At 46.2% G+C, this 12213-nt stretch carries 15 protein-coding genes; all 15 read right to left on the bottom strand.

The features are described from left to right. Window positions 1-9: 9 nt before the first annotated feature. The 15 genes from fapR to rpsB all read right to left on the bottom strand — a co-directional run bounded on the left by fapR (window position 10) and on the right by rpsB (window position 12155). On the bottom strand, window positions 10-573 hold the full coding sequence (fapR, locus tag I6E26_RS06200) for a transcription factor FapR (RefSeq protein ID WP_235320984.1): 564 nt from the start codon (window positions 571-573) through the stop codon (window positions 10-12). A 347-nt stretch (window positions 574-920) separates the two neighbouring features. Beyond that, window positions 921-1100: a 50S ribosomal protein L32 gene (rpmF, locus tag I6E26_RS06195; protein WP_235320983.1), complete on the bottom strand. Its 180-nt coding sequence runs from the start codon at window positions 1098-1100 to the stop codon at window positions 921-923. An 80-nt stretch (window positions 1101-1180) separates the two neighbouring features. Continuing rightward, window positions 1181-1696: a YceD family protein gene (locus I6E26_RS06190; RefSeq protein WP_235320982.1), complete on the bottom strand. Its 516-nt coding sequence runs from the start codon at window positions 1694-1696 to the stop codon at window positions 1181-1183. Window positions 1697-1876: 180 nt separating this feature from the next. Further along, window positions 1877-3586, bottom strand: a complete 1710-nt coding sequence (locus tag I6E26_RS06185) for a proline--tRNA ligase (protein ID WP_235320981.1) — start codon at window positions 3584-3586, stop codon at window positions 1877-1879. A gap of 2 nt (window positions 3587-3588) precedes the next feature. Next, the gene (gene ispG / locus I6E26_RS06180; protein ID WP_235320980.1) at window positions 3589-4659 is read right to left on the bottom strand and encodes a flavodoxin-dependent (E)-4-hydroxy-3-methylbut-2-enyl-diphosphate synthase; all 1071 of its coding nucleotides are present in this window, start codon (window positions 4657-4659) and stop codon (window positions 3589-3591) included. Window positions 4660-4675: 16 nt separating this feature from the next. Continuing rightward, window positions 4676-5764: an RIP metalloprotease RseP gene (gene rseP / locus I6E26_RS06175; RefSeq protein ID WP_235320979.1), complete on the bottom strand. Its 1089-nt coding sequence runs from the start codon at window positions 5762-5764 to the stop codon at window positions 4676-4678. 11 nt (window positions 5765-5775) lie between these two features. After that, window positions 5776-6927, bottom strand: a complete 1152-nt coding sequence (locus I6E26_RS06170) for a 1-deoxy-D-xylulose-5-phosphate reductoisomerase (RefSeq protein ID WP_235320978.1) — start codon at window positions 6925-6927, stop codon at window positions 5776-5778. Window positions 6928-6939: 12 nt separating this feature from the next. Beyond that, window positions 6940-7776, bottom strand: coding sequence for a phosphatidate cytidylyltransferase (locus I6E26_RS06165; RefSeq protein ID WP_235320977.1), 837 nt, complete (start codon window positions 7774-7776; stop codon window positions 6940-6942). A 53-nt stretch (window positions 7777-7829) separates the two neighbouring features. Continuing rightward, on the bottom strand, window positions 7830-8615 hold the full coding sequence (locus I6E26_RS06160) for an isoprenyl transferase (RefSeq protein WP_235320976.1): 786 nt from the start codon (window positions 8613-8615) through the stop codon (window positions 7830-7832). A gap of 97 nt (window positions 8616-8712) precedes the next feature. Then, window positions 8713-8883, bottom strand: coding sequence for a DUF362 domain-containing protein (locus I6E26_RS06155; protein WP_235320975.1), 171 nt, complete (start codon window positions 8881-8883; stop codon window positions 8713-8715). Further along, complete coding sequence (locus I6E26_RS06150; RefSeq protein WP_235320974.1) at window positions 8864-9091, bottom strand: PASTA domain-containing protein; 228 nt, start codon at window positions 9089-9091, stop codon at window positions 8864-8866. The genes I6E26_RS06155 and I6E26_RS06150 overlap by 20 nt, the downstream gene beginning before the upstream one ends. Then, a complete protein-coding gene (gene frr / locus I6E26_RS06145; RefSeq protein WP_442862513.1) occupies window positions 9091-9651 on the bottom strand; it encodes a ribosome recycling factor in 561 nt (186 codons plus the stop codon). Before frr ends, I6E26_RS06150 begins: the two co-directional genes overlap by 1 nt. Further along, a complete protein-coding gene (pyrH, locus tag I6E26_RS06140) occupies window positions 9651-10373 on the bottom strand; it encodes a UMP kinase (protein ID WP_235320972.1) in 723 nt (240 codons plus the stop codon). Before pyrH ends, frr begins: the two co-directional genes overlap by 1 nt. Before the next feature lie 105 nt (window positions 10374-10478). Further along, window positions 10479-11345 carry a translation elongation factor Ts gene (tsf, locus tag I6E26_RS06135; protein ID WP_235320971.1) on the bottom strand — a complete coding sequence of 289 codons (867 nt, stop codon included), beginning with the start codon at window positions 11343-11345 and terminating at the stop codon, window positions 10479-10481. Window positions 11346-11438: 93 nt separating this feature from the next. Further along, on the bottom strand, window positions 11439-12155 hold the full coding sequence (gene rpsB, locus I6E26_RS06130) for a 30S ribosomal protein S2 (protein WP_235320970.1): 717 nt from the start codon (window positions 12153-12155) through the stop codon (window positions 11439-11441). Window positions 12156-12213: the final 58 nt, after the last annotated feature.

Below are 12213 nucleotides of genomic sequence, written 5' to 3'. Positions count from 1 at the left end.
AAAAGCCTCCTAATTCACCTCTGCCAGCGATACCATAATGAACTTAGCACGAAAAACCTCCTGCTTTTCATTTCTGGTCTTAACCCAGACAAAGAATTTGTTACTTCTTTGCTTGATTACCTCAGCCTTGGCTATCAGCATCTCCCCTACCTTTACAGGAACCTTATACTTTATATTGGCTACACCTGTAACGGCCAGTGGGGAATCTATAATGGCCAAAGCCAGAGAATTAGCCTGGGAAAATATATAATGCCCCTTGGCAATCTTGTTTCTGGCAAATACCATATCTTCGGTTATCTTCAACAGTGATATGCCGGAATGACCTCTCTCCAAGTCAATAACATCCCCTACCACTTCCGTCTTTTCCAGAGCTGTTATATTATTCTGGGCTTTTTCGGCTACCTGCCGGATACGCTCCCGTACCTCGGGAATCCCCAGCTCCATCCGATCCAGGCGGATGGTCTGTATGCTGACTCCGAACAGCCCTGCCAGCTCCTCATCCGTCAGGAAAGGCTTATCCTGTACCTGACGTACCAGGATTTCATGTCTTTCTTTTTTTTTCAATCTTGCCATCTTTTTCACCTGTACATAAAAACACGACATGTGGGAAGCAATTCACCCCCATATGTCATTTTTTAAAATTAGTACCAGCTCATATAACTTGATTGCAATTATACAAAATTATGCAAAAAAAGGCAAGCCCTAAAATACAAAATCTGAAAAATAGTCTACAGACTACATATCACCTTCAAAACCATTATAATAAAAATCATCTGCTAAGTACAGTATTTTTTTACCTATGGCTTACGGCTTTATTTATATATCAAATCAATCACAATATTGACAAAAACTCTTTCTCACAACAAAGTAAAATGAGCAGAATCTCCACCCGAAAGTAGAAATCTGCTCATATTACTCAATTATTCAGCTGCGGAAACAACTTCCTTGCCATCATAGTAACCACACTCTGTGCAAACATGATGAGGCAATTTTGGCTCGTGGCACTGTGGACATGCTACGTAACCAGGAACTTCCAGCTTCCAATTAGCACGACGGGAATCACGACGAGCCTTGGACATCTTACGCTTAGGTACTGCCATTTCAGGATACACCTCCTTAAATTCTCTGTAAAATTGAATTATTTATTTGCCTTGTATCCCAATAGCCAGGGCTAGGAATCTTACGGCTTTTTTAATAATTGCTGCAATGCCGCCAGTCTGGGGTCAATAACAGTACGGTCACAGCCACAATCGCCATGATTGAGGTTGGCACCGCACTTCAGGCACAAACCGCGACAATCAGCGTTGCATATATTATTCAATGGTTGATCTGACAGAAGCACATCCCGCATCACAGGGGCCAAATCTATCACATCGCCACTAAAATAATTCACTATTCTGGTTTTTTCACCATTTTTTGCTGGCTCACTGCCCCGCTGAAACTCCTCATTAAACTCGTGAACCTGCTGTAGCGTAGACGGCTCCAGACAACGGTCACAAACAAAGGATTTGGTACAGGAAATACTACCAGTAAACCGGTAACAGCGCCCAGTATTTACATATTCTCCCTTGATGATAATATCACCCTCAAAGGAATATGTCTCTGTCTGGGCATCCAGCTCCTGAGCATTGGTTACAAACTCAAAAGGCACTGCCTCACCCAAACGATCTTCTAAATCGGAGATATTTATTTTCATAAAAGTATCAACCTCATTAATATTTACACCACAAAAATAATTATGGGCACAATTGTAGTTTTGCGGCACTGATGATAATTATATCTATCCCCTAATGCTTTGTCAAGTAAAAGTTCTTGACAGACAATTTTTTATCTGGAGTCAACACATGGGATTTTAACTTATCCACAGAGAAAATTATCAAAGATCAGTCAACATCTCTACAGTCTTGCCTGCAGCCTCGCCAACAGAAACAGTAACAGTCTCACCAGTACGACGAACCTTCAGCTCCAGCACATCCTCCTCTACTGTCTTTGGACCAACAGTGATACGAATAGGATAGCCAATCAAATCTGCATCCTTGAACTTAACACCAGCTCTATCCTTGCGGTCATCCAGCAAAGCATCCACGCCGGCATCCTTCAGCTCTTTGTATACCTTTTCTGCCAGCTCCATCTGCTGAGCATTCTTGCCATTAACTGGTACTACTACTACCTCAAATGGAGCAATAGCCTTTGGCCAGATAATACCGTTTTCGTCATTATTCTGCTCAATAGCAGCAGCCATAGTACGGCCTACGCCAATGCCATAGCAACCCATCATCATAGGCTTCTCACGGCCATTTTCATCCAGGAAGGTAGCATGAAGTGCCTCAGAATACTTGGTGCCCAGAGTAAATACCTGACCAGCCTCAATACCTCTGGTCATCTTCATATGACCATTGCAGTGTGGGCAGCAATCTCCCTCCTGCACCATGCGAATATCAGCTACTACTACATCCTTGAAATCCCGCTTTGGATTTACATTAATGTAATGGAAATCCTTTTCGTTAGCACCAGCACAAGCGTTATACATTTCCATAACAGTATGGTCTACAATAATCTTGGTGCCTTCCTTGATGTCAATAGGGCTCATAAAGCCAGGACAGCCACCAACGGCACGAATAGCATCATCCTCAGCCATACGCAGCTCCAGAGCGCCCTCCACCAGATTAATAACCTTTACGTCATTTACCTCGTGGTCACCACGAACAAAGCACAGCACTACTTCGTCAGTATCTGTCTGGAAAGCCACAGCCTTAATGCACTTCTCCATAGGCAAGCCAAGATATTCAGCCACCATTTCAATAGTGGAGCAATCAGGAGTATTCTTTTTCTCCAGAGGCAGGATTTCCTCCTCAGCAGCCTTGATAACCTTCAGCTCTGCCTTTTCATCACTGGCTGCATAGTCACAGGTATCGCAATAGGCAATGCTGGACTCACCAGCCTCAGCCAGAACAGTAAACTCATGGGAATGACCGCCGCCAATAGCGCCGTTATCAGCCTCAACAGGACGGAAATTCAGGCCCATGCGATTGTAGATATTGGTATAAGCGTCATACATCTTCTTGTAGGACTCATTCATACCCTCTTCATCCTTATCAAAGGAATAGAGATCCTTCATAATAAATTCTCTGCCCCGCATCAGGCCAAAGCGAGGACGAATCTCATCCCGGTATTTGTTCTGAATCTGATACAGCATCAGAGGAAGCTGCTTGTAGGAGCGAACCTCATCCCGAACCAGAGTAGTAACCATTTCCTCATGGGTAGGGCCTAGGCAGAACTGACGACCATGACGGTCAGTAACTCTTACCATCTCTGCACCATATACAGGCCAGCGGCCGCTTTCCTGCCAGATTTCAGCTGGCTGGAGAATTGGCATGGAAATTTCCTGCCCACCAGCAGCATCCATTTCCTCACGGATAATCGCCTCTATCTTTTTGATGGTGCGCCAAGCCAAAGGCAAATAGCTATACAGACCTCCCGCAGCCTTGCGAATCATACCAGCCCGCAGCATGAGCTGATGGCTTCTTACCTCTGCCTCAGCAGGAGTTTCTCTCAAAGTTGGTGCATAAAGATTAGTTGTACGCAATTTTATTTTTCCTCCTCAACCAGAATAGCATCTATTTCCTTGAAAAGCTCATCCACAAGATCTTTTTCATCCACCTTGCGGATGATTTCTCCCTTGCGGAATACCAGACCAACACCATTGCCACCGGCAATGCCTACATCAGCCCCCCTAGCCTCTCCTGGGCCATTAACCACACAGCCCATAACGGCTACAGAAATAGGTTCTTTTATATCAGATAATCTTTCCTCAACCTGCTCAGCAATACCGGCTAAATCTATACAGGTACGTCCACAGGTGGGACAGGAAATCAAAGTAGGGCCATATTCCCTCATCCCCAAGGATTTCAGGATTTCGTTGGCTACCTTTACCTCCACCACAGGATCTCCTGTCAGGGAGATACGGAAGGTATCACCAATGCCCTGGGCCAGCAAGGCTCCAATGCCTACAGCAGATTTTATCATGCCTGTACGGGCTGTGCCTGCTTCAGTAATGCCCAAGTGCAAAGGATAATCCACCTTTTCAGACATAAGCTGATATGCCTCCAAGGTCAAAGGTACATCATGAGCTTTCAAGGATATTTTCATATCATAAAACCCCTGCTGTTCCAAAATTCTAACATGCTGCAGGGCAGATTCTACCAAAGCTTCTGCCGTAACACCGCCGTATTTCTCTAGGAGAGTCTTATCCAGAGAACCAGCATTGACACCGATGCGAATAGGAATATGATGAGCCTTGGCCTCCTTAACCACAGCCCTTACCCGTTCCTCACTGCCAATATTACCTGGATTCAATCTCAGGGCGGAAATTCCCTGATTAATAGCCTCCAAGGCCAAACGATAATCAAAATGAATATCTGCCACCAATGGCACCTTTACTTTGGCTATAATATTGCCAAGATTTTGAGCTGCCTCCATATCTGGCACAGCCAGGCGGACAATATCACAGCCAGCAGCCTGCAACGCATTAATCTGGGCTACAGTAGCCTCTGTATCGGTAGTTTTGGTATTGGTCATGGACTGAACAGAAATCGGTGCTCCATCACCAATGGCCACATTGCCAATATATATTCTTCTGGTCTTTTTCCGATCTATCATTTTTATCTGTCACTTCCTATTTGGTCAGATCATTAAATGTGGTAAATAGCATCAAGCTAACAAGAATTACAACGCCTGTTACCTGAATATAGTACATAACTACCGGCTTCATAGGCTTGCCTCGCAGGGCCTCCAGCACCAGCATAATAAAATGTCCACCATCCAAAGCAGGAATAGGCAAAAGATTAACTATGCCCAAATTCAGGCTCAAAAAGGCAGCAAAGCCCAGCAATGGCCAAATACCCTGCTCAGCCACCTGACCGGCCATCTGTGCTACACCAACAGGACCAGACAGCTCTGCTGTACTAACTGTACCCTGAACCAATTGAACCAGACCGCCAACCATTGCTCCTATCAGATATATCTCTTTGGTAACAGCCAGCTTAGCCGCCTCTATAACCCCAGGCTGATAATACATAGCACTGCTAGTAATACCAATAACAGCTCTATTGGTAGCGGCATCCTCCTCTGGTATCAGAGTGGTAGACAATTCCTTACCATCCCGCTGGTAGGTTACCTTAAAAGGATGCTCTGCCTTTCCCTGCAGCTGCTGAGAAATCTCACTCCACTGATTAACCGGCTGTCCGTCCAGAGTCATTATCCTATCTCCTGCCCGCAAACCTGCCATAGCTGCTGGCCTGTCCTCGATAACAGCACCAATTACTGGCTCTGGAGAAGGAGTAGCCACTCCTTGAGTTAGGAAAAGGCCAAAGAAAATGAACAGTGGCAGAATAAAATTCATAATAGAGCCTGCCAGAATCACCGCCATACGAGCCCAGATAGGCCGACGGAAATATGCTCTCTCCCCGGCATCCTCCTCATCAGGTACCACGAACACCTTCTCCTTGCTCCGGCCACCCTCTCTGTCCATATTCTCGATTATCTCATAATCCATACCAGCGATGCGATTAAAGCCTCCCAATGGAACTGCTCGCAGAGTGTACAGCGTTTCACCATGTTTTTTGCTCCAAACCTTTGGCCCAAAGCCTATGGCAAATTCATCTACCCGCATCCCCGTAAGCTTAGCCACCATAAAATGCCCCAGCTCATGCACAGATACCAAAAGGCCGAATACAAACATCGCTCCTATTATCTTAATTATCATGGAATCACCTCTTAGATTTGAGCCAACTGTTTTCTAGTATAATCTCTGGCCCATTTGTCAGCAGCCAGCAGCCGTTCCAAATCCGGCTTATACTCTACCTGGCCAGCCTCCATAGCTTTTTCAATCAAACGATATATATCCAGGAAGCCTGCCTGTCCCTTCAAAAAGGCCTCTACTGCCACCTCGTTGGCACCATTCATAATACATGGCATAGTTCCTCCGGTACGGCCTGCCTCAAAGGCCAGCTTCAAGCCACGGAAGGTTTCCATATCCGGCTTCTCAAAGGTTAGCTTCCCCAGCTCATAAAAATCAACCCGAGGAAAATGAGAGGCTACTCTATCAGGATAAGTCAAAGCATATTGAATAGGCAATCTCATATCGGTACAGCCCAGCTGAGCCATAACCGTGCCATCCTGATACTGTACCATGGAATGTACAATACTCTGAGGATGAACCACTACCTGAATCTGATCATAGCTTACATCATAGAGCCATCTGGCTTCAATAACCTCCAGCCCCTTATTTACCAAGGAAGCGGAATCTACCGTAATCTTCTGTCCCATATTCCAGGTTGGATGAGCCAATACATCCTTCTTGGACACATTGGTCAGTTCCTCTGCCTTGCGTCCCCGGAAAGGCCCACCAGAAGCAGTAAGAATCAGCTTTTCTACAGCCTTTCTATCCTGTCCCTGCAAACACTGGAACAAAGCACAATGCTCACTGTCTACTGGCAAAATAGCCCGGCCCAGCTCCTTAGCCTTAGACATAACCAGCTCGCCAGCCACCACCAAGGTTTCCTTGTTAGCCAAAGCAATATCCTTGCCAGCCTCCAAAGCTGCCAAGGTAGGCTCCAAACCAGCAAATCCCATCAAGGAGGTTACTACCACCTGAGCCTCTGGATAAGCTGCCGCCTCTATTACAGCCTGACGGCCTCCTACCAACTCTGTTTTACCGCTATATCTCTGCCGCAATCTGCTGTAAGCTTCCTCATCAGAAAGCACCGCCAGCTGTGGCTGAAATTCCTCTATCTGCTTCTCCAGCAGCTCATCACTGCGATTGGCTACCAGCACAGACACATGAAACAAATCCGGATGCTCCCTTACCACATCCAAGGTCTGAGTACCAATGGAACCAGTAGAGCCTAATATTACAAGATTTTTCATTTTACATTACCTCTATTTGGCTGCTATATCCACAAACTGTACAAAATAGTAAACAAAAGGTACAGTATAAATTACACTATCAAATCTATCCCAGATACCGCCATGACCAGGAATCAAATGACTGGAATCCTTAATGCCTGTATAACGCTTAGCTACAGATTCTACCAAATCCCCCAAGGTAGCCACTATACAAATGCACAGGCCCAGAATAGCCATAGTCTCCACATCGAAATTAAAGAGGATACCCAGACCTGCCACTGAAGCAGTAGTGCCTATCAAACCGCCAATCAGTCCCTCAATGGTTTTGCCTGGGCTGATAGCTGGACAAAGCTTGTGACTGCCCAAAAATGAACCAGCAAAATAAGCAAATGTATCACTAGCCCAAGTACCAATAAGAGCAGTCCAAATCAAAGCACAGCCTGGCTCCAACACTCCCAAAGAAGTAGTCACTGCCGAAAAGCCATGATCCATAACCCGCAGTCCTATCAAGTGAGCAAAGGACAGTCCCAAATAGGACACTCCCGCTACAGATACCGCCGCGGAAGGCACACTAAAGGAGCCATGAAGCAGCACTGTCATCAAAAACAACAGCAGGGTGCCTCCTGTCAGTATCAGCACCAGCATATTGGTATCAAGACCATACCAGGCAGTATAGCACATACCTGCAATCAAAAGGCCTCCCACCAACAAGGCTGGACGATAGCCCTTCCGGTCAAAGGCATTGCAATATTCCACCCAGGCTCCCACAGCCAGAACCATACAACAAACAGCAAAAACCAAGCCACCAGTCTGAATTACATAGGCGGCTGCCCCAATACCGATTATACCGGTGATTATTCTTGTTAACATGAAGTACATCCCTTCCAGCTCTGACTGCCTTCTTTCCACAGCCAGCAGCTATCTTACTTTTTGGACAAGCCCCCGAAACGTCTGTCCCTACGACAATATTCATACAAGGCCCTGCCAAAATCCTCTGGCGTAAAATCAGGCCAATTTATATCCGTAAACCAAAATTCTGCATACGCTGTCTGCCACAGCAGGAAATTGCTAAGACGCATATCCCCGCTGGTGCGAATAACCAAATCCACCGGAGGCAAACCATAGGTATCCAGCTGAGCCTCTATCATCTCTGCTGTAATCTCCTCTGGCTTAATCATGCCCCGCTGACTCTGGGCGGCCAGTTCCTGCACCATTCTAAGCAGTTCATCCTGCCCACCATAATTTACGGCAACCGTAAATTTTACCCCCGTATTATCCCTGGTTCTATGTCTGGCATCTGCAATCTGCTTCTGCAATCCCTTGGAAAGCTCCCAGGTACGGCCGATAAAATCAATTTTCACATTATCCTGATCCATCTCGTCAATTTCCTTAGCCAGATACTCCGAGAATAGATTCATCAGAAAGTCCACCTCTGCATGGGGACGTTTCCAGTTTTCAGTAGAAAAAGCATATACTGTCAAGGCATTCATTCCCAAAGCAGTACAGGTTTTAACAATTCTTTTTAGTGTTTTAACACCGGCCTTATGACCGGCAGTACGTATCAGCCCCTGGCCAGTAGCCCATCTGCCATTGCCATCCATAATAATAGCCACATGCTGTGGCAGCTGATCCTGTACCAATTCATCCAGATATGATTTGTCCGAAGCATCATCATTTTTCTGCATGCCGGAAAATATTTTTTTCCACACGATGATAACCTCCTGTATCAAGAAAATAAGCCCCTCCAAAGGAACTTCAGAGGGGCATTTGCTTTTCGTCCTGGTACAACTCCAGGTCAAAAATTCATCAAGGAGCTACAATAGCACCTACAGGGCAGCCTGCTGCGCATGCACCGCACTCTACGCAAGCCTCCTCGTTAATCTCATAATGAGACTCACCCTCGCTGATAGCCTCAACAGGGCAAGTACCTGCGCAAGAACCGCAGGAGATACACTCATCACCAATCTTGTAAGCCATTACTGAACACCTCCTTCAGCAGACGAGCTGCTAATGTTACAACTAACTCTCCGTCATCCAGATACTTCTGCTTAATGACGTAATATCCATTATCCTTCAAAGGGAAAAAACTCTTTGTGGGATAAGTGATAACTGAATTATACCTTATATTGGCCTGATTTAGCAAGTCCTTGGCCAATTCCCAAGGCATTCCGATTATATCAGGCATCAAACCTCCATAATCTCCTTATCCTTAGCCTCTTTCAGAGTATCCACAGTCTTGATGTATTTATCAACAATCTTCTGGATATCTTCCTGAGCCTTCTTGCACTCATCCTCAGTAATCTCCTTGGCCTTCTCCAGCTTCTTCACAGACTCATTGCCATCACGACGAATGTTGCGAATAGCAACCTTAGCCTCCTCAGCCTTCTTGCCTACAGTCTTTACCAGCTCCTGACGGCGCTCCTGAGTCAGCTGTGGAATAGACAGACGAATAGCAGTACCATCAGAATTTGGGGACAATCCCAAATCAGACTTCATAATTGCCAATTCGATATCATGAATCAAATTCTTTTCCCAAGGCTGAATCACAATCATGCGAGGCTCAGGTACAGAAACCTTTGCCACCTGATTTACAGGAGTTGGTGTACCATAATAATCTACCATAACCTTATCCAACAGGGATGGGGTAGCACGACCTGCCCGCAGAGAACCGAATTCTCTTCTCAGAGCAGCAATGGACTTCTCTAGACGTTCCTCATTATTTGCAATAATCTCTTTTACCAAAATCAATTACCTCCTACGGTAGTACCGATAACCTCACCGATAGCTGCCCGGTAAATATTTTCATAATCCTCAATGTTGAATACTACCAAAGGAATATCGTTATCCATGCAAAGGCTGGTAGCAGTAGTATCCATAATGGCCAAACGACGGGCCAAAATCTCAGAATAGCTCAGCTGGTCAAACTTCTTGGCATTTGGATTCTTATTTGGATCAGAATCATAGATGCCATCAGTACCCTTTTTACCCATAAGGATTACATCAGCCTTAATCTCTGCTGCCCGGAGAGCTGCTGTAGTATCAGTGGAGAAATAAGGATTACCAGTACCAGCTCCAAAAATAACTACTCTGCCCTTTTCCATATGGCGGATTGCCTTGCCCCGAATATAAGGCTCAGCCACCTGACGCATTTCAATAGCAGTCTGTACACGGGATGGAACTCCCACCTGCTGGAGGCCATCCTGCATAGCCAAAGCATTCATACAGGTAGCAAGCATACCCATGTAATCAGCCTGAGCTCTATCCATACCCTTGGCACTGCCGGAAAGTCCACGCCAGATATTGCCACCGCCTACAACGATAGCCACATCCACACCCTCTTCATGAACCTTCTTAATCTGCTTGGCAATAGCTTCAACTACTGTTGGATTAATGCCAAACCCCTGGTCACCTGCCAGAGACTCACCGCTTAACTTCAGGATAATGCGCTTGTATTTAGCTGCTCCCACTCAAATCCCTCCTAAAAATGAGAAATAACTATCCTACCTTATTATACGCTTTTAAAAAGCAGAGAACAACAGCGTGTCCTCTGCTTTTAGAAAACTTTTCAGTTTTTATTTCATCTGAGCTGCAACTTCTGCTGCAAAGTCCTCATTCTTCTTCTCCAGGCCCTCGCCCATCTCGAAGCGTGCAAAACGACGAACCTCTACGCCAGCCAGAATGTCCTTAATGGTCTTGTCGGAATCCTTAACAAACTCCTGCTCAACCAGGCAAACTTCCTTGTAGTACTTGTTGATACGGCCATCAACCATCTTCTCAACGATCTTCTCAGGCTTGCCCTCTTCCAGAGCCTGCTTGCGGAGAACTTCACGCTCATGAGCCAAAGCTTCCTGATCTACATCCTCACGGCCAATGCACTGAGGCTTAGCAGCTGCAATCTGCATTGCAACATCCTTGCCCAAAGTCTTATCGCCACCGGACAGCTCTACGATAACGCCGATCTTGCCGCCCATGTGGATGTAGGTAGCCAGCTGGCCATCCTCAGTGGTATAAACCTCAAAACGACGGAGGGACAGCTTCTCACCGATGGAAGCAACAGCCTCAGTCATAACCTCAGCAACAGTCTTGCCATCCATCTGGGAAGCATTCAGAGCATCCATATCAGCAGGCTTGCAAGCAACAATGTGCTCAGCAATCTTCTTTACCAGTGCCAGGAAGTTCTCGTTCTTGGCAACGAAGTCAGTCTCGGAGTTAATCTCAACGATGCAAGCAGTCTTGCCATCGGAAGCAGCAGCTACAACACCCTCGGAAGCAATGCGGCCAGCCTTCTTAGCAGCCTTGGCAATACCCTTCTCACGGAGATAATCAATAGCCTTGTCCTTGTCGCCCTCGCACTCAACCAGAGCCTTCTTGCAGTCCATCATGCCTGCGCCAGTAATCTCGCGCAGCTCCTTAACCAATGCAGCAGTAATCTGTGCCATTATGTATATCCTCCTCAAAATCTCTAATGTAAAAAGGGGCAAAGGGATAAATAATGTCCCTTTACCCCATCAATTCTTATTTAGCCAGGTATATTACTCAGCGTCCTCAGCAACAGCCTCAGCAGCCTCACCCTGACGGCCCTCAATGATTGCATCAGCAATCTTGCCGGTCAGCAGACGAACAGCGCGGATAGCATCGTCGTTACCAGGGATTGGGTAATCAATCTCATCTGGATCGCAGTTGGTATCAATAATAGCAACGATAGGAATGTTCAGCTTGTGAGCCTCTGCAACAGCAATGCGCTCCTTGCGAGGATCTACGATGAACAAAGCACCTGGAAGCTTATCCATGTCCTTGATACCGCCGAGATACTTCTCCAGCTTCTCCATCTCATGCTTCAAGCCCTGAACTTCCTTCTTGGTCAGAACCTCGAAAACGCCCTCAGCTTCCATAGCCTCCAGCTCCTTCAGACGGTTTACACGCTTCTGAATGGTCTGGAAGTTAGTGAGCATACCGCCCAGCCAACGCTCGTTTACAAAATACATATCAGCCTTCAGAGCCTCGTCCTTAATAGCCTCCTGAGCCTGCTTCTTAGTACCAACGAAGAGTACGGACTTGCCTTCCTCTGCTACGCTGCGTACAAAGCTATAAGCCTCCTCAGCCTTCTTTACGGTCTTCTGAAGATCGATAATGTAGATACCATTACGCTCGGTGAAGATGTACTTAGCCATCTTAGGGTTCCATCTTCTAGTCTGATGTCCGAAATGAACACCAGCCTCTAATAACTGTTTCATAGAAACAACTGCCATAGTGGTGCACCTCCTGTTTTTCTTTTCCTCCGCCAGCCTCATCCTTTGTTAAACCCAA

Origin of the sequence: Anaerovibrio lipolyticus (assembly GCF_021531495.1) — a bacterium.
GTDB lineage: Bacteria > Bacillota > Negativicutes > Selenomonadales > Selenomonadaceae > Anaerovibrio.
The sequence above is the reverse complement of the archived record's forward strand: the minus strand, read 5'-3'. Positions and strand labels throughout refer to the sequence as shown.

What these genes read in the sequence shown, in the direction of transcription:
- fapR (WP_235320984.1), bottom strand. Translation starts at nt 573, where the DNA reads ATGGCAAGATTGAAAAAAAAAGAAAGACATGAAATCCTGGTACGTCAG.
- rpmF (WP_235320983.1), bottom strand. Translation starts at nt 1,100, where the DNA reads ATGGCAGTACCTAAGCGTAAGATGTCCAAGGCTCGTCGTGATTCCCGT.
- I6E26_RS06190 (WP_235320982.1), bottom strand. Translation starts at nt 1,696, where the DNA reads ATGAAAATAAATATCTCCGATTTAGAAGATCGTTTGGGTGAGGCAGTG.
- ispG (WP_235320980.1), bottom strand. Translation starts at nt 4,659, where the DNA reads ATGATAGATCGGAAAAAGACCAGAAGAATATATATTGGCAATGTGGCC.
- rseP (WP_235320979.1), bottom strand. Translation starts at nt 5,764, where the DNA reads ATGATAATTAAGATAATAGGAGCGATGTTTGTATTCGGCCTTTTGGTA.
- I6E26_RS06170 (WP_235320978.1), bottom strand. Translation starts at nt 6,927, where the DNA reads ATGAAAAATCTTGTAATATTAGGCTCTACTGGTTCCATTGGTACTCAG.
- I6E26_RS06165 (WP_235320977.1), bottom strand. Translation starts at nt 7,776, where the DNA reads ATGTTAACAAGAATAATCACCGGTATAATCGGTATTGGGGCAGCCGCC.
- I6E26_RS06155 (WP_235320975.1), bottom strand. Translation starts at nt 8,883, where the DNA reads ATGGCTTACAAGATTGGTGATGAGTGTATCTCCTGCGGTTCTTGCGCA.
- I6E26_RS06150 (WP_235320974.1), bottom strand. Translation starts at nt 9,091, where the DNA reads ATGCCTGATATAATCGGAATGCCTTGGGAATTGGCCAAGGACTTGCTA.
- tsf (WP_235320971.1), bottom strand. Translation starts at nt 11,345, where the DNA reads ATGGCACAGATTACTGCTGCATTGGTTAAGGAGCTGCGCGAGATTACT.
- rpsB (WP_235320970.1), bottom strand. Translation starts at nt 12,155, where the DNA reads ATGGCAGTTGTTTCTATGAAACAGTTATTAGAGGCTGGTGTTCATTTC.